Below are 20,762 nucleotides of genomic sequence, written 5' to 3' on the forward strand. Positions count from 1 at the left end.
CTAATTCCGGGACCGAAAACTTACCTGTCTTATTCGCGCTTGCAGCCATGCAAGCGTCGATTAAATGCACGCTACATCCCATTCACGCATAGCGGCAACTGGGTGTTTGCGTTAAGCTAGATTTATCCTCGTTGTAACCAACAGTATTAGCGGTATTAACATGTATGAAAGTTATTATGGACTTAACTCTAAACCGTTTCAGCTAACGCCGGATCCGGCGTTTTTCTTTGCCAGTAAATGGCACAAGCGTGCCATGTCGTACCTACAGTACGGCCTGTCACAAGCCGAAGGGTTTATCGTTATTACCGGCGATATTGGTACAGGTAAAACCACTATCGCAAACAGTCTGCTAAATGATATCGAAGACGATATTGTCGCGGCGCAGATTGTAACGCCCAAGCTTACGCCGGACGAACTGGTAAAAATGGTCGCGACAAAATTCGGGCTGGATACCACGGCTAAAACCAAGGCCGATATTCTCAAAGAGCTGGAAAAGTTCTTATATGATCTCAGTACGCAGGGGCGTCGGGCATTGTTGCTGGTAGATGAAGCGCAGAACCTGCCACTCGAAACCATCGAAGAATTGCGGATGCTGTCTAATTTTCAGCAAAAGGGAAAACCGTTGTTGCAAAGCTTTTTGCTGGGACAGGAGGAGCTTCAGCCCATTTTGCGCGCGCCTAACATGGAACAGTTTCGCCAGCGTATCGTGGCATCCTGTCACCTGGCGCCGCTCACAGACGCGGAAACCAAATCTTATATTGAATACCGAATGCAACATGCAGGCTGGAGTGGTAAGACGCTGTTCTCAGATAATGCGTTCACACGAATCCACCATTTTACCCGGGGCGTGCCTCGTAAAATAAATACCCTGATGGACCGAATCTTACTGTTTGGTTTTCTGGAGGAATTGGACGTACTTACTGAAGAAGCTGTCGACGCGGTAATCGATGAAGTGAAAGAGGAAATGTTCGAGCCGGAGACGCTGGCCGTTCAGAAAGAGGAAGAAGTAAAGCATAGTGGTGACGAGGAAAGTAGCGAAGGGAGCTACAAGCCGGCGCAAAAAGTACTTACTCCCAACGGGAATGAAATTCAGGACGCAGAGTACTACAAAGCCATGTTGGCCGAGCTGGTAGATGCGCTTGATGATGCCATCGGTCATAAAGTGAAACTTACCCAGTACATAGACAAACTGTTAAAGAAAAAGTACCGCACTTATGTTCGTCTGAAGTCTGACGAGGGCGATGAATAAGTGGTCCCACTGCTGCCTAAGCTCAAGATTTTAGTGGTCGAAGATTCTGATGAGTTACTCGAACAGTTATCGGCCAGTATCCGTTCAACCATCGACTTCTTCGATCGTCCTGATATTGAGGTGTCGGTAACTGAAGCGATTTCGGTAACCGAAGCGCTCAGGCAGGTCCGTGAAGACGGCGAAATTCAGGCGGTGGTTTTTAGCTGGGACACCCGGGTCACAGAGGTTGATATCGGCGGTGATAGTGACGCGCAGGTGGCTAACAATGCCGTAGTTATTAACGCCATTAAATATATTCGGCCTGAACTGCCCGTTTACGTACTGGGCGACGCTGTGAAAGGGCTGGATATTGTGAATGAAGCCGGCAGCATGGAGTCGTTTTTTTACCGTAACGACATCATAAGTGACCCTGAGTCGATTGTTGGCTATATCATTAATGACTTCGATGACCGCAATGAAACTCCGTTCTGGACCGCTTACAAGGAGTATGTGCTGGAAGCCAATGATTCCTGGCATACGCCCGGACACAGTGGCGGCGCCAGTTTTCGACATTCCCCCTACATCAGTGATTTCTATCGGTTCTTCGGGCGCAACGTATTTGTCAGCGATCTGTCTGTCAGTGTGGACTCACTGGGCTCCCTATCAGACGGCACCTATGCTATTGGGCGCGCCCAGGCGAATGTGGCCAGTACCTTCGAAGTCAGACACTCCTATTTTGTGACTAATGGCTCGTCTACTTCTAATAAAATCATTTTGCAGACCTTGCTGAGGGAAGGCGATAAGGTCATTGCCGATCGCAACTGTCATAAATCGGTCCACTACGGCATTGTGCAGGCTCGCGCGATGCCGGTGTATCTGGACAGTGTGTTTAATCCGGACTACGGCATTTTTTCACCGCCCCGATTAACGCAGCTGCGTGAAGTGATAGAAGCGAATCCGAACGCTAAGTTAGTCGTACTGACCGGGTGTACCTATGACGGTTTACTGACCGACCTGAAACAGGTGGTGGCGCTGGCACATAGCCGTGGTATCAAGGTGTTTATTGACGAGGCGTGGTTCGCTTACGCCTCGTTCCACCCGCACTTTCGCCCGTACTCAGCAGTCCAGGCCGGCGCTGACTATGTCACACATTCAGCCCATAAAGTGGTATCAGCCTTTTCACAGGCGTCGTTGATACATGTTAACGATCCTGACTTTGACAAAGACTTCTTCAAAGAGGTGTATAACATTCATACCAGCACCTCGCCAAAATACCAGCTAATTGCCTCGCTGGATGTATGCCGCCAGCAGCTGGAGATGGAAGGGTACAAGATCCTCAATGAACTGCTTGCCAATGTACAGGAACTTAAGCAGCAGGTGGCTAAGTTTACACGCCTGAAAATCCTCGACCGGCAAGACTTTGCGCGCATGTTTGACCACGTAGAACAGGATAATGTGGGGCATGATCCCCTTAAAATTCTCATTGATATTTCCGCACTGGAATACTCGAATCAGGAAATTCATCGTTTTCTGATGGATGAGGTGGGGCTGGAGATTGAGAAGTTTACCCATAGCACCATTTTGGTATTGCTTACCCTCGGTGGTATGCGCTCGAAAATCGTCCGCTTGTACAATGCACTGAAGAAGCTGGATGATGGCTCAGTATCCCTGCAGCGAAGCAAAAACAGAAAGCCACTACCTACATCAATCCCGCCCATATCACTGGCTGAGCTTCCGTCCAGAGCTTTTTTTAGCGAACGGGAGGCGATACCGTGGGAACAAAGTGCCGGTCGCATAGCTGCTGGCCTGGTGACACCTTATCCTCCGGGCATCCCCCTTATCGTGCCCGGACAACGGATTGAGCACGCCCATATTAATTATCTGCAGGCGCTCGCCAGTCAGAAACTAACCATTCAGGGCGTGTATGACGGGGATATTTATGTGATGACAATCAAATGAACTGCTAAATTAAAACGCTTGTGCCAGTGCATGGGTGTCGTCCGACGTCAGTGCACTGGCGATGATAACCCTCTATTCGTAGCGATAGGTAAGCGACAGTGAAATGCGTCGCTCGGAATAGTTTCGACCAAGGTTACCCGTGGTTAGGTCACCTGACTTATCAATATAGCTGGAGGCTACTTTTGCTTCAAAGTGCTGGCCAATCTCTCTGGTGAGGCCCACAGAGCCATTCCAGTTTTCGCTGGCACCACTTTGAAACTCTATCGAACGTTGCTCAATATTGGCATAGCTGATGTCACTAACAAGACGGGTATAGCTGCCCAACCGGTAAACCATATCAAAGGATACCGAGTACGTCCGGCGCATGCGATCTTCGTCCAGGTAATCATCTAACGAGTAGCGAATATTGGAACCTAACTTTATTCTGGAAAACTCGTAGCCAATTTGCCAGTTAGTGGCTTTACGAAGAATAATGTCATCATCTATTTCAAAGTTAGACGTAGAGAACTGAACTAATTGCTCACCTTCCTTTGGCACATAGCTCAGTGAGTTTGGTTGATAACAACTACTCAAGTCAGCCTGGCCTATGTTACATACGAAGACCCCGAGATTCTCAGGGTTTGCTAATAATCGCGATGTACTGGTAACTGATTCATCGTAAGAAAGGCTGGAACGAATATGTTTCGTATTATAGCGGAACTTTACAGTAGCCTTTTCCCCCCAGTAACGTCTGCCGTACTGAGCAGATAATGACGTTCTGGGTGTGAACGCCCAACGCATTTCTGCACCCACAAAAGTTTGGTAATCTTCATCGTCGTTCGCTTTCCCCTGGTTGATGGTAAAGGAAACAAAACGGCCGGCCGCCTGGCGGTACGTCAGACCCACACCATAACTATCATAAGCACGGGTGTTTGAAATAGAGTCGTTTCGTCCGAGCACCTGATCGGCATTATGTCTGGCACTCAAACGAATGCCAAAATCACTGATTAACATGGCATCAATTTTTGCTTCTGCGCCTCGGGTGATAAAGTCACCCAGGCTACTGGTCGAGCGTTCAGTTTTGTCGTAACTGCCCTCCAGGCTCCATATTAAATTCGTGACTTCATCGCCGTTACGCAGCTCACCAATTGTGGAATAAGTCTCATTGTCCAGGGCCAGGTTATTGGTAACCGGGCTAGCTTCAGACTCAACCACAGCGTAACTGACAGTGCCCCTTCCGCGAACATAATCGCCCTGCGTGAATTGCAGTGTTGAGGCGAGCCTGTTTGAGCGGGTTTTAGCCAATGCATCAGGGTCAGTGAAGTAATCTGAAAGTAGATAATTGGCCCCGTCTGTATTCTGATAATTTAGGGCGCCTGATGCTCTAAACGAAAGAAAGCGCTCTATCGGCGTCCATTGCGCGTTGTACTGATATTCTTCGTAAGTATCGTCGCTATCGCCAAGGTCGTCTGTGGAACGATCGATATAGGTCACATTCCCGGACCACAACGCGGAGATGGTGCGGCTTTCGTAATATGCACTTACCACAGGATTGACAGACCAGGAGTCAACGCTGCGCGACCCCCGGTCTTTCGCCTGCACTTCTTGCGTGACTGCCTCGGTCTCAACCTGCAAGGCAAGGTTCAGATCATTGGCCAGGGCCAGTTTGATTGGAAGCAGACACGTGCCAATTAGTACGCTGCATCCCAGCAAATATCTGCGTTCTACTGCCATTAGATTAGCTTTTTCTCTCTGCGTAGTAATAGCCATAATAGCCAGTACCTTCCGTGTCCTGATTTACCGATTTATTGACCACAAAACCTATGGCCATATCAGGATTAAGCCGATCGACACAATGCCGGATATCGGGGATTTTTGATTTGCCCTCTTCGGTCACCACTACTGCTTGCCCGGCAAAGTTAGCCAGTACCGCTGTTTCAGTAATACCGATCAAAGGGGGCGTATCAAAAATCACAATCCGATCAGGATAGCGATTAGCGAATTCGTCAACCGTTTCATGCATTTTCTGACTGGCCAGTAATTCAGTGGTCAGGTGGTGAGACTTCCCTGCTGGGATAATCTTCAACTTATCAATATTGGTAGGGTAAAGTACGTCCGCAATATCAGCCACTTCACCAGATAAATATTCAACCAGACCTCTGCGGCGTTCTAAGCCAAGCGTGTTTAAAACATTCGGCTTAAGTACATCCGCGTCTACCAATAACACTGTCTTATCCTGTTCAGCGGCAATGCTCATAGCAAGATTGGTAGCTGTGAACGTTTTGCCTTCTGACGGGCGGCCACTGGTAACCATAATGATATTACTGTTATGCAGTGTTTTGGCCAAAGGGCCAAAGGCATTGCTTAACAGCTTACGTTTTATTTCCCGATACTCTTCATTGATCTGTTTGCGCTCGCCGGTTAAAGAAATATGACCATTGGCTTCCAGACGCTGAAGATCAATATGAAACGGTTGCTTGTTATCAGGTTCCCGTTCGGGCTGAACAACCCTCTCCACCGATTCGGTAGCCTGCGACGATTCGGCAACTGCTTTCGGTGGATTTTCCGTCGGCGCGTCCGATGACTTCTTCGCTTTTTCAGCGCTGACCGCACGTTCGAGCGACGTGGTGCCTTCCTGCTCGGCTTTTTTACGGGCTTGTTCTTGCTGCTGTCGCTGTAGCGCTTTCTCTATCGTACTGCTCATCTCATTACGCTCTCAATGAAGTTGATGTTCAATACCTCTGCACTAACCAAAAATCCGTACATGCATATGATCGCCCCTGACGACAGAGCGAAGACGGTTATCCTTAGACGGTTTCGTCGTCTTATTTGTGTAATGTTGAGGTGCGAGACCGTCCCCCATATAGGGTAGTCTGTTACTGTCTGCAGTTGTCTGGCTCTGACCAGTACCGGAGACAATTGACTTACCAGGAACGCGAGTGCGATACCGGATCCAAAGCCAAGTAGCAACACTATAGTGTACAACAAAATACGGTTCGGGCCTGACGGCACATTAGGCATTAGAGGCGGCTCGATAATTCTGAATTGCAATTCCTCTGCTGAGACATCTGCGCGTCGGGACAGATCGGCGGACTCACGACGGGACAGCAACTCTTCGTATTTACGTTTGGTAATATCGTAGTCACGGTTAAGTGCAGAAGATTCTGCTTCAATCTGCGGAACCAGGTCTACCTTTGACTCTAGTTCAGCAATCTTCTGCTTAAGACTGCTTTCCTTTACTTTCAGGGACGCTATTTGACCTTCCAGACGACTGATTTCAAGACGAAGCTCTTTTTCCAGTTCACTGGTGGGCATCGGCTCATCGTCAGTCGTATCATCCCGATAACTGGCGACTTCTTCTTTACGTGCGTCTTCAAGCGAAGACAACAGGTGCTGGGTTTCAATCACATCCGGATGTTGTTCAGTAAATCGCAGTCTAAGATTATCCAGCTTTTCTTCTAACGCCTTAATCCGTTCGTCGTACCGGGTGCGGAATACGGGACCATCGCCGCTCGTGACACCAAAGCCATCCTGTGCCCTGGCTGAGTTCAGCTTACTTTTCATTGACTGAACCTGTTGCAGAGTTTGTTCAATTTCCAGTTGAGTCGTTTCGAGGTCCTGATTGCGTTGTTGCAATGCATTATAGAAGGTGCCGGACATTGGCAGAATATCGTTGTACTGACGCTTGAAGTCAGCCAACCGCTGTTCAGCCTCGCCGAGGCGTGCTTCATAATCAGCTATCTGCTCATCAAGGAAGCGCCCCGCAGTATCCGTATCTTTGCGGTTATTGCCCAAGGCTCCTTCAACGAATAGATCCAGTGTTTCCTGCACAATGCGCTGTGCCATAACCGGGTTTTTGTTTTGGTAGGTGATAGTATAGATATTGTCCCGGCCAGTAGAGCCAAGCTCAATATCATCACTTAGCCGGTCAATAAGATCTTCAAATTCCCGGTCAGTGGTGGCGGTAATATCCAGATCGGATTCACGGGCAATTTTTTCCACGTTCGATCTGCTCAGTAGCGTTTTGGCCATCATCTGAATTTCCTGATCGGGATCAGACTGAATGGCGAGTCCCTTCAGGAGTGGCTGTAAAACCGAGCGGGTATCAACGAATACTACTGATTCAGATTCGAACTGGTCGGGGAGGGTTGCTACATAAATAAACCCCAACGGACAAAATAACCAAGAGCAGATAATGACAAATCGCTTCTTGATCCATATCCCTTTTATATAATCAACGACCTGATTTAAGGTCTGCTGTAAGTCCTGCATATTGTTTGGATCCGATACTTCTAGAACCAGGCTTCAGGAATGATTACGACATCTCCTGGAAGCATGTCGACATTTTCTGCAATGTCGCCATCTCTGATTAAATCGTCAATATTGATTTCGTAGGTTTTGCTTTTACCGTCAATCACGCGTACTAGTTTAGCGTTGTTGCCGTCTGCAAACTCTGTCAGACCGCCAACAGCAATCATCAAGTCAAGCAGCGTCATGTGTTCACGGTAATTTATGGCCTGCGGATTCGCAGCCTCACCGATCACCCTGACCTGTTCACTCAGTGGCCCGCTAAAAGAGCTGACGCTAACGGTAACACGGGGATTGTTGATATAGGTAGAGAGTTTTTCTTCTAACTCTCTGGCAAGCATGGAAGGGGTGCGCCCAGATACATCAATATCTTCGACCAACGAGGTGGTTAATTTCCCGTCAGGACGAACAATATATTCGCCAGAAATCTCGGGGTTTCGCCAGACGAAGATCGACAAACGATCACCCGGCCCGATAAGATACTGATAGTTATTCACATCGGTTGTTAAAGAAGCTCGTGAAGTGGCCTCGGGCAATGACGACGATGAACTACACGCAGAGAGATTCATTATTCCCAAGCCTAAGCCGATAACAGCCAGGTATTGAATATGCTTCATAAGAGATCGTCCTACACTCAAATGGGTGAATTATTTAGCTTAAGGTGATTTACCCTACGGTAATTACCACTATAATGCCATCATCATTTGTAGTCTATTACAATAATTCGCTTTATGATGGAAAGCACAGCAGTAATTTCAGGGGGCCGAGGGTGGCAGTAAATAAGCGAAATCAGAATAAGCGCTCGAATATTTTAGTAATTACCGAAGCGCTGTTGATCGCGTACATGGGGTACATATCACAGTTCATTCTGGTTCAGCTTGGAATGACCAGAGAAGTACCTATCGAGAAATTGGTGGTCAATGTGGGCTTGCTCACCGCCAGCATACTCGTATGTTCGTTATCGGTTGGCCTGTATGAAGCCAAATTGAGAGAGACGTTCCGGGGCATCATTCGCCGGATTTTTGTCAGTGTGGGGCTTAGCTATTTCCTGGTGGAAATCATAAGTCGTGCATTCTTCGATAATCTCGCCATGCACCCCTACTATCTGCCATCTGCAGTGTGCTCGGTGATAATCACGTTGGTGGTATTCCGGTATTTCACCAACCGGCTGGGCCTGTTAGGTCTTGGAAAAATCCGCATCGTGGTGCTGGGCGCCGGTGAACGGGCCAGTATTATCGAAAAACGTATGCGGCGGGATGTTGACCGAATAGGCTTTGAATTGCTGGGGTTCGTGCCCATTCCGGGCGATAACCGCGAAGATGGTGTCAAAAACGAAAAAATTGTTCATGTGAAAGTGGATGAAAACTTTCAGCAGTTTATTGCCGATAACGATATCGAAGAAATCGTTATCGCCTGCGATCAACGTCGCGGCACCTTGCCCATTGATGTCCTTTTTGAAAGCCGGTTGCGGGGAATAGAAGTGACCGATCTGCTTGATTTCATGGAACGTGAAACCGGTCAGATAGTGGTAAACCTGATGTACCCAAGCTGGGTTATTTATTCGAATGGCTTTTCCAGTCAGAATTATTTGCGTGATGCACTGGATTACAGCCTCAATGCGATCCTAGCCTTCTGCATTTTCTTTTTTGTGTGGCCCATAATGGCCATAACCGCGTTAATTATTTATCTGGACGATGGACGCCGTACCGGTACGCCAGTGTTTTACCGGCAGGAACGGGTAGGGTTAAATGGTAAGTTATTTAAAATTATTAAGTTTCGCAGTATGCGTCCTGACGCAGAGAAAGACGGCGCGAAATGGGCCTCTAAGAACGATGACCGGGTGACCCGCATCGGCCATTTCATCAGAAAATACAGAATTGATGAACTCCCTCAGCTGCTTAACGTATTCAAGGGCGAAATGTCATTTATCGGCCCCCGTCCGGAGCGCCCCGAGTTTGTTGAGAAGTTGGTGAGAGAAGTGCCGTATTACAATCAGCGTCATAATGTTAAACCTGGCCTGGCCGGGTGGGCGCAACTTAATTATCCTTACGGCGCCAGCGTGGAAGACTCCATGGAAAAGCTGAAATTTGACCTTTACTATGTCAAGCACCAAAGTCTGTTGCTGGATATTCTCATTCTTATCAGAACGGTGGAAGTCGTTCTCTTTGGTAAAGGACGTTAGTCATGCCAGAAGGACGCCTTAATGCCATGACAGTGGACGTTGAAGACTATTTTCAGGTTTCAGCGTTCGAAGATGTTATCGCCCAAAGTGACTGGGATACGCTGTCGTTACGGGTAGAAGATAATACTAACCGTTTACTGGACCTGTTTGCTCAACATAACGTGAAATCCACGTTTTTCACGTTAGGCTGGGTCGCCCAGCGTTGCCCGCAGTTAATTAAGCGAATTGTTGCTGAAGGACACGAGCTGGCCAGCCACGGTTTGTTGCACAAGCGTGCTACCACCATGTCCCGACAAGCATTGTTCGAAGATATTAAAACCAGTAAAGACATACTGGAAGATATCAGTGGACAACCGGTTTTTGGTTACCGCGCCCCCAGCTTTTCTATTAACGATAGTAATACCTGGGCATATGAGATTTTAAAAGAACTTGGTTTTGTCTACTCCAGCAGTACCTATCCTATCGAACATGACCTGTATGGCGTGCCTGACTGGCCGCGCTTCAAATTTGTTCGTGAGGAAGGCATTATTGAGGTGCCAATTCCCACCGTCAGAAAAGACGGGGTCAATACCGGTATCGGTGGCGGGGGCTATTTCCGGCTTTACCCTTACTGGTTATCTAAACGCCGTATCGAGAAATATTTCCGGGAAGAGTCTGCACCCTATAGTTTTTACTTTCATCCCTGGGAAATAGACAGTGAGCAGCCGCGCGTAGCCAGCGCTCCATTGAAGTCACGGTTTCGTCATTACGTGAATTTGTCCCGCATGGAAGGCAAATTAGTCAGGTTGTTGCAGGACTACCGCTGGGGAACCATGATCGATGCCTACGAAATTGAAGTTGCGCCTACAGGCCATGTAGCGTAGTTAGCAGGAGCACGGAATGTCAACGCAATTGCAGGGAGCAGCCCGCTTTACCATGGCAAGCACAATATTGCTTGCGGCCTGGGTATTACTTACCTTTAATGGTCTGCAATCTGCAGTGGGGATTTGGTGGGAAAATGAAATTTTCAATCATTGTCTGCTCATTCTTCCCGCAGTTTGTTACCTGATTTATCTTAAGCGCTATAAACTGGCAAACCGTGAACTGAAAACCGATGCCAGCGCGCTGGTTCTCATTTTACCCGCCTTGTTGGTTTATGCGGTTGGGGAACTGGGTAATGTCCACCTGCTCATGCACGTTGCGACCTTTTCTCTGCTTCCCCTGCTGATTTGGTTTGCTATCGGCTTTAAAGGCGCGTTCCAGATACTCTTTCCACTGTGCTTTATTCTCTTTGCAGTACCTGTGGGCGAGGAACTCATCCCGTATTTGCAGGAAATTACTGCTGACGGTGCGGTGGCGCTGTTACAGGTGTCAGGTATACCGCTGTTTCGTTCAGGTTTATATATAGAGATCCCGCAAGGGCGTTTTCTGGTGGCTGAAGCCTGCTCCGGTGTCAGTTTCTTTATTGCCAGTGTAGTAATAGGCAGTCTCTATGCTTACCTCAACTTTGTGAGTCGAGCCAAACGAATCGGTTTTTTCATCATCGCGTTGGTCCTCCCCATCGTGGCCAATATTTTTCGTGTGTTTGGCATTATCGTCATCGCGTATCAAACCGATATGGAGTACGCGGCGGGTGCTGATCATCTTATTTATGGCTGGTTCTTTTTTGCGTTTGTTTTGATCTGCCTGTTAATGATTGGCGAGTTCATGCGAGATAAAGATGCTGAATGGGAAGCGCCAGCGCCTGAGCATGCAGTATTTAATTTCAGTGTCAAAACGCCACTCATTGTTCTCACAACAGGGCTGTTTCTGGGCACCGCTGGCTGGCTGTATAAGCTGGACAACACGTCCTATCCGGTTGCGTTGCCAGCGCAACAAGCTCAACTCACCGAGAAGGGCTGTACACTACCTTACACCTGGGAAGCGCAGTTGCGTAACCCGACAGCAGAGAACTATCAGGGCTATACCGAGGGAAGTACGTGTGTCATTCATTACCGTGCCTCCTTCGATGAACGAAATGGCGAATTAATTAGCGGGCGGCACCGGTTTTACTCCGACGAACGGTGGACGTTACTCAGCACGTCAACCTTGCCCGTGGTGTTGGCGGGGGAACAGCGCAACCTGCCCATGCAAACCATTGTGGCCGCGGACGGCACGCAACTTTATCTAACCTATTTTTACACCCTGAACGGTCGGATATTAACTAACGGTATAAAGGTTAAGTTTTTGCAAATCTGGCAAAAGCTGCTTGGCGACAGCCCTGTTGGTGTCATGCAGATTTTTGTATCTGATGATCCGAATGTTATGCAACCCGCAATTCGTGGAAGCAAACGTAATGACGATAAGTGAAACACAAGCCCCGCCTTCGGCAACCGGTGAAGGTACGCTCCCTGATTTTATTGGCGTTGGCGCGCAGCGAGCAGGGACAACCTGGCTGTATCGGTGCCTTAGCGAGCATCCGGATATTTTCATGTCCGCTAAAAAAGAACTGCACTTCTTTAATCGTCACTTTGAGCAGGGACTGGAGTCCTACAAGGCTAATTTCCCTGCCAGCGAAACGGCCAACGTTAAGGTTTGTGGCGAGATAACACCTAACTACTATCACCGCGAACAAGCCTTACAGCGCATTAAGGAGACGATTCCTGATGTAAAGCTGTTCTTCGTGTTACGCGAACCTGTCTCTCGGGCGTTTTCTCAGTATCAACTCTACGTCCAGTCCGACTATCAGGGGCTGAGTTTTGATGAGGTGCTGACTAAATACGATGATGTCACAGACCTGAGCTTACAAGGTAAGCACCTGCAACGAATATATGAGATCTTTCCCCGGGAAAATGTGCTGGTGCTTTTCTACGACGATATCGTGCGCTCGCCAGCAACTGTGGTGAAATCAGTATTTAATTTTCTCGACGTAGATAGTAGTTTCTCCCCAAGCTTTTTGAATAAAAGAGTGAATCGGGTGGTCTTGCCGGGCACTCAAAAGTGGCTGAAAAAGTTGGGCCTGGGGTGGGGGATTGAACTGGTGAAGCGCTCACCCGCATCAGAGTGGATAAAGAACGCTTTCCATAAGCCAGTAAAAAAAGCCGATGACACCGACTTTACGGCATTCTCGACTCGTTTCAAAAACGATATAGACCTGATTGAAAAGCTAACGGGCAGGGCGCTGCCAGGCTGGAAGCGCCCTGATTAGCCTAGGCGCCGAATAAGCCCGGGGCAGGCTGTTTGAGGCAACGGTTCGTGTAGGTGTACGCCTCACCGCCGTTGCGGGCTTTGATTGCCCGGTTTGTGTTGTTATTTTCAATTACTACGTCTTTAGTAGCAGAAAAGCGGTATTCGATTGCGTTGGGATAATCAACTGTATAGAAGATTGTGTTGTTACGGACGATGGTATCCGGACTACTTTCCAGTCCAATTGCTACGTCGTTGAAGAGGTGGGACTTGTCATTACTGATGATGATGTTTCCTTCTATCAGTCCACCAATGTTAGACCGTTCAGCGTCCCGGTTACCCAAGCCAAAGCCAATTCCCCGATCACTGTTAACCACCACATTGTTGATTACTTTGATGTCTTCTGTGCCATCCCAGAAGTGAATAGCGTGTTCGGCAATTTTGTCACCCGGGCTGGCAATATTTCGGAAGGTATTGTTTTTCACCACCCAACCGTGCGATCCATGAACATCTATGCCGCCGGTGTACCAATTAGGCGCCTGTGAGGCCGTATACTCGATTATACAATTTTCAATCAGGGCATTATCAGCCGTCCCCTTGTCTCCTTTACCCCGCATTTGGCCAACTTTCAGAAACTGCTCGTAACTGTCTCTTAATATGCAGTTTCGTAGCGTAAAGTTATCTGCGTCCTTACCGCCGCGCACCTGAATAATATGATTCGAGACATTCTGGGCGGTAAAGCCGGCTAAAGTAACGTGTTTACTTTTTATATCAAAAATGACTTCAATATCGTTCCGCTTCTCCATGCCTTTTCCGGTCAGCACCACATTTTCACGAATGCCACTTTTAGACCGGATCGTGACGTGCGGCGCGGTAATAATTATTCGTTGGCGAATTGCATATTCACCGTCGGCAAGCAGAATGTCGGCGTGTCCTCCAGCTTTGTTAGCATTCTTTACTGCCTTCAATAGTTCATTTGCATTGGTCACTTCCTCCACCGAGCGCTGAGCCTGCGCGCAAAACGCAATCCCCATACACAAAAAGGCAATTGCAAAAGTTTTGATATTACACCGTAACATATTATTTCCTCCTGATTAGTTTAGCCGGGTTACCCGCAATAATGGAGTTATCAGGGAAGTCATTCGTTACTACAGACCCTGCGCCAACAATACAATTGTCACCGATGGAGGCCATAATGATGGCCCCATTTCCTACCCAACAGTTTTCGCCTATTGTAATTTTGCTGAACTCACCGTGCTGATCCTTTATGGGTGTATCCGGGTCATCGAAGCTATGCTGATTTTTACCACTGAGTAAGTGGACACCACTTCCCAGCAGCGTATTCTTCCCTATTAAACAGGAACCAATATTACCCTGCGGTCCGATGTACACCCCGGTTTGAATTGTGGTATTTTGCTGAGAAAATACCGTGCCAAACCCAATATATACGACGTTATCAGTTTGTTCAAAAATTACACTGCAAAAGCAGGCGCGGAAATAACTTCCTGTCTTACCCGGTAATAATGACAAAAACTGTGTACAGGCTTTCACGGCATCGTCTTTATTACTGAGCATTGCTAAGCCGGTATAGATCACATACATGGGTAGCAACAGCAACATAACAATGGCTCTTATCAGAGCTTTAAGTAACTCCACTGACGACTACGCCTCCCCTGTAAGCAAGCTATTGAACTTAGTTAACACACCATTCCACGAGTAACGCTGAAGCACTTTATTCAGTGCCGCCTGACGGACTGCATTAAAACGCACAGGCTCCTCGAGTAAATGCAATATATGTGCAAAAAACGCATCGGCTTCATCCGCCACCAGTAGGTGCTCGCCAGGAGTGGCATCGAGGCCTTCCAAGCCTTTTGTGGTGGTCACTACCGGCAGGCCGCATGCAAACGCCTGGAGAATCTTGTTCTGGATACCGCGCGCCAGTCGGAAGGGTGCCACAAACACACTGGCCTCATGGTAAAACGGTAATATCTCATCCACAAAGCCGGTAACCCTGATACCGGGTGTGGACGCCAGTGCAGAAATCTCTGGGGTGGGGTTCATGCCGCAAATTACAAAAGTGGCGGTGGGGTAGCGCTCCAATAATTTTGGCCAAACATGCTCAGTGAACCAGAGCACAGCATCTACATTGGGTTTATAGTCCATTACGCCCGTGAACAGGAAGGCAGGCGCGGGTTGATCGGCAGCCGTCTCAGAGGGGCGGTATGCCTTCGTATCTACGCCATTTTCTATAGCATGCACACGTTCGGGATTGCCCGTTCGCTGACGAAATAAATCCGCTTCAGCCTCAGCCACGAATACAGAAGCGTTAAACGCCTCATTAATACGTTTTTCATAGTCACTCAACACCCGCGCCTCGCGGGTATAAACCCAACGCATAGGCCACCCTGCCTGACGAGCGTACTGTTGCCATTTGTCAGAATCCAAATCCATAAAATCCATCACCAGTTGGGTATTAGGAAAGGATGACAGGTCATGCCGACTGTTGAAGGCGTATTTGGCCACGCTCGAGGCGGTGAAAACGATGGCATCAAACACCGTCTGATCAAACAAACCGTCGATCATCGTCTGCATCTCCGGCGCATAAAAGTTCCCCACCGAAAGCGGCTCCCGGCGAACCAGAGCTTTGCCCAATCGTACTGGCTTGGCGGGCAGACGTACGGAGCTAACATCGCATTTCAAATGCACAGCCAGTTCCTCTCCGAGCCGGGTGTCTTCTTCAGAGTCTGCCGGAAACAGAATTGTGAGGTTATGACCCTGATTGGTGAGGTGTTCAAGCTGGTGAAAGGTTCGTATTTTTTCGCCTTTGTTAGGAGGGAAAGGAACCCGGTGTGCAATATAAAGAATATTTAAAGCGGTATTCACTGCGTATCCTTGATGTCAGGTTGCGGCCCGTTCCATGCCAGGTGGTAAACCAGTAAGAGCGGCAAAGGGGCGGGATGAGTGGTGTCGGCTTCTCTGAGTAGCAGGTAAAGGCGTTGCTTTTCAGCCTGATAATAAGCTCCGTAAATAAGTTCGTCATGGGTAAAGAGGGGCAGTTCACCATATGCCACAGGCTCGATTAGTGAGGGGAGAGGCGCAGACAGCGCCGCGTCCATTTCGTAGCGCCAGAAGTAGTTCTGATAATCGGTGTGAACTTTGGCGCAAGGGCCGGGGCACCGGTTGCCATTATCCTGATCTATTTTGTAGCCTAGCCCACTGTGGTGGCCGCCAGATGACCCTACCACCATGTAACTGCGACTTTTGACGTGAAGAAAACCGGTAAACGCTTTCGACACAACCGTCCACATATCATTAGTGCCGCTTTCATTATACTGATCGGGATGGAGCGGTGACTTTAACGAGTAGTCAATTACGGGCAAAGCCGGGATGGTGCCTTTTGGATCGGTGGTAACTACATCGTTGGAGTTAACAATATACATTGATGGGCCAATGCTGTGTCTCAATGCTATCGGAAAGTTTGACGCATTGCCCATTATCTGATCTCCCCCTAACAGAGATTGAAAGACAGCCGGCACAGGTGTAATCCAACCTGCTGCATGGGCCTTGCCGGTAATAGTTTTAAATACCGGCCCAAGCGAAGCACTTAGATTAAAAGCGTCTGCAGCCACCACTGTGGTATTTAAATTATCACCCCCGGCGTCGTAGTATTCCGCTACATTCACAAAAAGGCGTCCGTCGGAGACTGCCATGCCTGTGACCCGGTTAGCATCATTACGCAAGCCGGCAGGACCCACAGCCGTGAATGGCTGCTGCTGGATAGCCAGAGGATAATCAGCTACTTTGGTACTCGCCACAGGCTCTGGCAGTGTGTATTGTGCAATGGCAAACTCCTTGGCTTTGCCGGCTATCCAGATTTTATCTTCGCCCTCCACAGACTTTACGAAAAAGGCGCCGCTGGTATAGGGCAGAGAAGAAACACCGGAGGCTTTTTTGGGAAATCGAATTCCGCCTTCAAAACGAAAGGTAAAGCCACCAGCCTCCTGTACCGGCACAGCCTGAAGTTGTGGCGTACTGGTTGCGATACATGTGTGGGGCAATAATAAGAGCAGGACTGCCCACAGTCGGCGAGATGCGATGGATGTGTAAAGAGTTGTCATACGGGCCTCCCATAAGCATTGCGGGGGTATCGTGTAGGTTTAGCTGGCGCCGTCTCAGTTTCTGTGTTGGGAGCCAGCCTTCCATTCACTATTGCGCAATAAGTGGCGCAATAGAGGATCAGCCAATACAGCAGCTGGATCCTGAATGCGTCGATGAACGAAGCGGCCAGCAAAAATGATATGCACCCAGCTTCAATCGCCACCCCCATATAATACATATCAAGGTTGCCCACACTGGCTGCCAGCTTTCTTGCTTTAAGCACACCTCGCCAGAGGCTGAGTAACAGTGCCAGGAAAAAAATGAAGCCGTGCCAGCCTATTTCTGCCAGTGCCTGAAACCAAATTGAATGTACAGCACGAAATTTCACGCCCTGATCCCGTATCACGTCCTCAAAATAGCTATCGTCTTTAAGGTAAAAGGGACTCCAGGTCTGATACCCGAAAATACCAATTCCCTGAGGCTGATCTTCCAACATATCAAAGGTCGCTAACCAAAAGTTGATTCTTCGGCCGCCACTGCCCTCAGACTCTTTAGATGACTTATCGTCAATCGTTGCCATTCGTTCCCAGAATGTGGCGTCGGTAACCCTGATAGTGGCACCAGCTACACCAACAAAAATGACCAGCAGCATCACACGCTGTTTCGGCAGCTTGTATTTGGAAAACATCATGAACATTAAAAAGTAGCCCACTCCCACGGCCGCCCCGAGAAAGGCCCCGCGGCTGTTTATAAGTACGATACCGTTGGCAATCAGGGCGCCCAGAATGGCCACGGCCACTTTATATTTCCAGTTAAGCCGCCACCCGAAATAAATCAGTACTGGCAGTATCGCCACCAAGGATGCTGCGGTGGAATTTGAGTCGGGCGAGTCCACCATGCCGATACCTTCAACCCGGCCCCAACTGTCGCGCCCCACGTTCATGGCTTCAAAACCAATATACGCAGCACCTACGGCATAGAATAACAAGGCATATTTAAGCTTGGCCTCTGAGTCCAGGATCCGGTACGCCACTACGATGATGATTACCTGTTTTAGCAATTCATACGTGAAACGGCTGTGCTGTTCTGGTGAAACAGCCCAGAACAGCGCAACCACATAGCTAAGAAATATTAGTACAAACCATTTGAAGCCGGGGAACCTGGCAAAGGTATTATTAGTAAATTTACGCAGATGAAAAACGTAGGCCACTAAGATAAGCGATGAAATGATGAACGAATAGTTGAGCGAGGGCACGCCCGAAAACCACCAGCGTGCGCGGGGGTTGAGGAAGTAATTCACTTCATAGAAGTAAAAACCGATGGATGGGGCGACGAACAGTGCCGCATAGACACAGTAAACAAAACCGAGAATGAATACCAAAGCCAGTTTAGACATGGGTAGGTCCTTGCTTACGGAAGAGCTTGCGCAATTTGTTGACGGTCTTCCGCTTAATAAACTCACAATCCTGGCTCGGTATAATCCAAACCAGTGTTAGATAAATTATTCCCCCTGCGGGTATCAGTATCGCCAGCCGCAGCAAGTCGCTGTGCTCGGCTAACGCGGTGGCATCGGCCACTTTCAGGGTAACCAGCATAACAAATGACGCCAGCACCGGCAGCCAAAGCGGAGCAACAATAGTGATAAGTGGGAGGCGTAAGTGAAAACAGAGTAGCATGCTGGCAAAAACCACCCGGGCAATATGGAAAATCAGAACCACGGTGGCAACCGCCTCAATACCCTCTGACACCACGGCCAGCATACTGACGACCAGTCCGGAAGTCAGCACCAGCGAAAGTGCAGTCTGGAGTGCAATTTTACCGGAAGCGATGTTAATGGACTCCACAGGATTCGCTAACGCGCTAATCGCGAAGCTTGCGCACAGCAATACCAGACTGGTGATCATGGGAGCCCATTTATCCCCGAGAATAAGCATTACAAAAGGTTCAGCCACCGCAGCGAATCCGGCCAGCAAAGGGCAGATTATGACTGCATTAGTAGCTGTGAGCCGGCGAAAGTAGTACATGAGCTCATCAGCATTCTGTCGGGTCCGGGAGAATGTAGAAAAGGCGATGTTGGCAATTTTTATAGAGATTTGATCGTGGGGCATTTTTGCCAGCCCCATCGCTTTGTCGTAAAAACCGACTTGGGCAGCACCAAGACTTTTGCCGATAATAAGTTTATCGATATTGTTAGCTACCAACTGCAATTGACCACTGAGAAAATCCCACTTTCCAAAACGAAACAGGTCGCGCATCAGTGACCATGAGAAAACAGGTAACGGTACATAGCGGGTAACGACGCTTAAAGGTATTAGTGTGGCTGTCTGAGCGACTAACATGGCAGTTATTAAGGCCCAGAAGCCGTACCCATTCAGAGCAAGCGTTAGCGAAAATGAAATTGATACCGCTACCTTGAAGGCTTCTATCAGCGCCAGCGCTTTAAAGTTTAATTCCCTGCGCATTTTCACTTTCATGGGCGCTGAAACAGCGGTTATGACAACCATGAGGGTAAATACCTGCACCGCCGCCTCGAGTTCCGGAATGTCAAAGTAGCTGGCTATGTTGCTCGCGTTAAGTTGAAAAATAACCAGAATGGTCAGGGAGACAAACAAGTTGAATGCGAAGTAAGTGTCAAACACAGCCCGGGGAGCCTGCTCACGATTAATAATTGCTTTGGCAAATCCAAAATCGGTGAACGTATCGCTGTAATACAGGATAACTGTAATAATACCAATGATACCGAAGTCTTCGGGGGCCAGGATCCGCGCCAGCAGCAGCGAATTTAAAAACCGTATCATGTGGGTGGCAAAGGGCAGGGTGGAATACCACATCACACTCTGTTTAGTTTTCTGGCTAACGTCGCCGGCACTATTGGTCATGGTTATTACTGCATCCGAATTTACGCAACGCCTGGTAGTCGGGCTCCAGTGCTTCGCTGTAAAACTCCATCCCAAAAATTTTCAGTACATTAAGAATATTGGTGATTTGGGTGTCGGTCAGTTTGTGCTTCCAACCCGCCAAAGGGTCTTTACCCTGACGTATCATTGAGTCCTTGGTGCTGGTATCGCTGGGTTGTGCTATTTGCGCTTCGGCCGCCGCCGGGACGGTTTCTCCCCAGGCATTATAAATACGCTTGAGCTCGGCGGCACCATTTCTTACCAGCGCCTCATAACTGACCAGCACAAACCGTTGCGGAGCTGGCGAAAAGAGTGGCGCATGGTAACGCAGACACCACGCCAAGGCAGCTAACTCTTCCGGCTCAGATAAGCTTTGGCATGCACTGCGGAGCTCCGGATAGTTGTCCAGGTAAGGGTTTGAAAGCAGCAGTTGCTTGCCGGGCGGCCACTGTTTGTTTAATTGCGACGAGATGACCCCACAGGGGTGCCTAATGACCAGCACCGGCGCGCGGAGCCCGTCCAGCCGGCTTAGCCATGGGAGCATCAGGTTGGCACGGACAAATTTAATTACCAGTTGCTTGGCGGCCGGTAGCTCGCCCGGCTTAACCTGACTGAGGATCCAGGGGTTTACCAGGCGCCCGGCAAGAATCCGGCGAAACAACGTCTCTCCCTCCGGCCAAGCTTCATCCGGAGCCACATACCAATTGGGGGAGGGGATATGTTTTTTTACCTCTTTGACATACTTAGGATGCAAGGGTTCGAACAGCTGAATATGGTGATCCAAGGCACTGAGCATTTCCGCCAGCCAGGTGGATCCACTGCGAATTGAACCACATATGACAATGGCATTTTCAGCTTTGAACCGCTTTCGTAATAGCATCGCAAATAACAGGTGGTTTAACGAGCCTGTCACTATGAGACGCAAACGACGAGTAATTACAGGTAGCGATAGTTTCTTCATGAATAA

At 48.7% G+C, this 20,762-nt stretch carries 17 protein-coding genes; 6 read left to right on the forward strand and 11 right to left on the reverse strand.

The genetic code is table 11. The features are described 5' to 3' along the window. The first annotated feature begins 160 nt into the window (after positions 1–160). Together OCL06_RS13530 and OCL06_RS13535 are read left to right on the forward strand one after the other, a co-directional pair. Entirely contained in the window at positions 161–1,249 is a 1,089-nt protein-coding gene (locus tag OCL06_RS13530; protein ID WP_262995434.1) for an XrtA/PEP-CTERM system-associated ATPase, read from the forward strand. Positions 1,250–1,258: 9 nt separating this feature from the next. Then, positions 1,259–3,187, forward strand: coding sequence for an aminotransferase class I/II-fold pyridoxal phosphate-dependent enzyme (locus tag OCL06_RS13535; RefSeq protein ID WP_262995786.1), 1,929 nt, complete (start codon positions 1,259–1,261; stop codon positions 3,185–3,187). Between the two features lie 72 nt (positions 3,188–3,259). On the opposite strand, the gene OCL06_RS13540 is transcribed toward OCL06_RS13535, so the two are convergent. The 4 genes from OCL06_RS13540 to OCL06_RS13555 are packed head-to-tail and all read right to left on the reverse strand — an operon-like array spanning position 3,260 to position 8,043. After that, positions 3,260–4,936 (reverse strand): TIGR03016 family PEP-CTERM system-associated outer membrane protein, encoded by a 1,677-nt coding sequence (locus OCL06_RS13540; protein WP_262995436.1) that lies wholly within the window; start codon positions 4,934–4,936, stop codon positions 3,260–3,262. Continuing rightward, positions 4,905–5,870 (reverse strand): XrtA-associated tyrosine autokinase, encoded by a 966-nt coding sequence (locus OCL06_RS13545; RefSeq protein ID WP_262995438.1) that lies wholly within the window; start codon positions 5,868–5,870, stop codon positions 4,905–4,907. The genes OCL06_RS13540 and OCL06_RS13545 overlap by 32 nt, the downstream gene beginning before the upstream one ends. Then, on the reverse strand, positions 5,867–7,438 hold the full coding sequence (locus OCL06_RS13550) for an XrtA system polysaccharide chain length determinant (protein WP_262995440.1): 1,572 nt from the start codon (positions 7,436–7,438) through the stop codon (positions 5,867–5,869). The genes OCL06_RS13545 and OCL06_RS13550 overlap by 4 nt, the downstream gene beginning before the upstream one ends. A 20-nt stretch (positions 7,439–7,458) precedes the next feature. After that, the gene (locus tag OCL06_RS13555) at positions 7,459–8,043 is read right to left on the reverse strand and encodes an XrtA/PEP-CTERM system exopolysaccharide export protein (protein ID WP_373318494.1); all 585 of its coding nucleotides are present in this window, start codon (positions 8,041–8,043) and stop codon (positions 7,459–7,461) included. 200 nt (positions 8,044–8,243) lie between these two features. Between OCL06_RS13555 and OCL06_RS13560 the strand changes: the two genes are divergently transcribed. From OCL06_RS13560 to OCL06_RS13575, 4 genes are read left to right on the forward strand one after another with little or no spacing between them, the layout of a single operon-like run. Beyond that, positions 8,244–9,656, forward strand: coding sequence for a TIGR03013 family XrtA/PEP-CTERM system glycosyltransferase (locus OCL06_RS13560; protein WP_262995444.1), 1,413 nt, complete (start codon positions 8,244–8,246; stop codon positions 9,654–9,656). A 2-nt stretch (positions 9,657–9,658) separates the two neighbouring features. Continuing rightward, a complete protein-coding gene (locus OCL06_RS13565) occupies positions 9,659–10,519 on the forward strand; it encodes an XrtA system polysaccharide deacetylase (RefSeq protein ID WP_262995446.1) in 861 nt (286 codons plus the stop codon). Between the two features lie 16 nt (positions 10,520–10,535). Further along, positions 10,536–11,984, forward strand: coding sequence for an exosortase A (xrtA, locus tag OCL06_RS13570; protein ID WP_262995448.1), 1,449 nt, complete (start codon positions 10,536–10,538; stop codon positions 11,982–11,984). Beyond that, a complete protein-coding gene (locus tag OCL06_RS13575; RefSeq protein WP_262995450.1) occupies positions 11,971–12,822 on the forward strand; it encodes a sulfotransferase family protein in 852 nt (283 codons plus the stop codon). Before xrtA ends, OCL06_RS13575 begins: the two co-directional genes overlap by 14 nt. Before the next feature lies 1 nt (position 12,823). Here the strand turns inward: OCL06_RS13575 and OCL06_RS13580 are convergent, their stop codons facing one another. From OCL06_RS13580 to OCL06_RS13610, 7 genes are read right to left on the reverse strand one after another with little or no spacing between them, the layout of a single operon-like run. Continuing rightward, the gene (locus tag OCL06_RS13580; protein WP_262995452.1) at positions 12,824–13,879 is read right to left on the reverse strand and encodes a right-handed parallel beta-helix repeat-containing protein; all 1,056 of its coding nucleotides are present in this window, start codon (positions 13,877–13,879) and stop codon (positions 12,824–12,826) included. 1 nt (position 13,880) lies between these two features. Beyond that, a complete protein-coding gene (locus OCL06_RS13585) occupies positions 13,881–14,456 on the reverse strand; it encodes an acyltransferase (protein WP_262995454.1) in 576 nt (191 codons plus the stop codon). Between the two features lie 6 nt (positions 14,457–14,462). Continuing rightward, positions 14,463–15,683 carry a TIGR03087 family PEP-CTERM/XrtA system glycosyltransferase gene (locus OCL06_RS13590; RefSeq protein ID WP_262995456.1) on the reverse strand — a complete coding sequence of 407 codons (1,221 nt, stop codon included), beginning with the start codon at positions 15,681–15,683 and terminating at the stop codon, positions 14,463–14,465. Beyond that, a complete protein-coding gene (locus tag OCL06_RS13595) occupies positions 15,680–16,918 on the reverse strand; it encodes a hypothetical protein (RefSeq protein WP_262995458.1) in 1,239 nt (412 codons plus the stop codon). The genes OCL06_RS13590 and OCL06_RS13595 overlap by 4 nt, the downstream gene beginning before the upstream one ends. Then, a complete protein-coding gene (locus OCL06_RS13600; RefSeq protein ID WP_262995460.1) occupies positions 16,915–18,294 on the reverse strand; it encodes an O-antigen ligase family protein in 1,380 nt (459 codons plus the stop codon). The genes OCL06_RS13595 and OCL06_RS13600 overlap by 4 nt, the downstream gene beginning before the upstream one ends. After that, positions 18,287–19,777 carry a lipopolysaccharide biosynthesis protein gene (locus tag OCL06_RS13605; protein ID WP_262995462.1) on the reverse strand — a complete coding sequence of 497 codons (1,491 nt, stop codon included), beginning with the start codon at positions 19,775–19,777 and terminating at the stop codon, positions 18,287–18,289. The genes OCL06_RS13600 and OCL06_RS13605 overlap by 8 nt, the downstream gene beginning before the upstream one ends. After that, entirely contained in the window at positions 19,767–20,756 is a 990-nt protein-coding gene (locus OCL06_RS13610) for a sulfotransferase family protein (protein WP_262995464.1), read from the reverse strand. The genes OCL06_RS13605 and OCL06_RS13610 overlap by 11 nt, the downstream gene beginning before the upstream one ends. Positions 20,757–20,762 lie beyond the last annotated feature (6 nt).

Origin of the sequence: Alteromonas salexigens (assembly GCF_025628895.1) — a bacterium.
GTDB classification, from domain to species: domain Bacteria; phylum Pseudomonadota; class Gammaproteobacteria; order Enterobacterales; family Alteromonadaceae; genus Alteromonas; species Alteromonas salexigens.

What these genes read in the sequence shown, in the direction of transcription:
- OCL06_RS13530 (WP_262995434.1), top strand. Translation starts at nt 161, where the DNA reads ATGTATGAAAGTTATTATGGACTTAACTCTAAACCGTTTCAGCTAACG.
- OCL06_RS13540 (WP_262995436.1), bottom strand. Translation starts at nt 4,936, where the DNA reads ATGGCTATTACTACGCAGAGAGAAAAAGCTAATCTAATGGCAGTAGAA.
- OCL06_RS13545 (WP_262995438.1), bottom strand. Translation starts at nt 5,870, where the DNA reads ATGAGCAGTACGATAGAGAAAGCGCTACAGCGACAGCAGCAAGAACAA.
- OCL06_RS13550 (WP_262995440.1), bottom strand. Translation starts at nt 7,438, where the DNA reads ATGCAGGACTTACAGCAGACCTTAAATCAGGTCGTTGATTATATAAAA.
- OCL06_RS13555 (WP_373318494.1), bottom strand. Translation starts at nt 8,043, where the DNA reads ATGAATCTCTCTGCGTGTAGTTCATCGTCGTCATTGCCCGAGGCCACT.
- OCL06_RS13565 (WP_262995446.1), top strand. Translation starts at nt 9,659, where the DNA reads ATGCCAGAAGGACGCCTTAATGCCATGACAGTGGACGTTGAAGACTAT.
- xrtA (WP_262995448.1), top strand. Translation starts at nt 10,536, where the DNA reads ATGTCAACGCAATTGCAGGGAGCAGCCCGCTTTACCATGGCAAGCACA.
- OCL06_RS13575 (WP_262995450.1), top strand. Translation starts at nt 11,971, where the DNA reads ATGACGATAAGTGAAACACAAGCCCCGCCTTCGGCAACCGGTGAAGGT.
- OCL06_RS13580 (WP_262995452.1), bottom strand. Translation starts at nt 13,879, where the DNA reads ATGTTACGGTGTAATATCAAAACTTTTGCAATTGCCTTTTTGTGTATG.
- OCL06_RS13595 (WP_262995458.1), bottom strand. Translation starts at nt 16,918, where the DNA reads ATGACAACTCTTTACACATCCATCGCATCTCGCCGACTGTGGGCAGTC.
- OCL06_RS13600 (WP_262995460.1), bottom strand. Translation starts at nt 18,294, where the DNA reads ATGTCTAAACTGGCTTTGGTATTCATTCTCGGTTTTGTTTACTGTGTC.
- OCL06_RS13605 (WP_262995462.1), bottom strand. Translation starts at nt 19,777, where the DNA reads ATGACCAATAGTGCCGGCGACGTTAGCCAGAAAACTAAACAGAGTGTG.
- OCL06_RS13610 (WP_262995464.1), bottom strand. Translation starts at nt 20,756, where the DNA reads ATGAAGAAACTATCGCTACCTGTAATTACTCGTCGTTTGCGTCTCATA.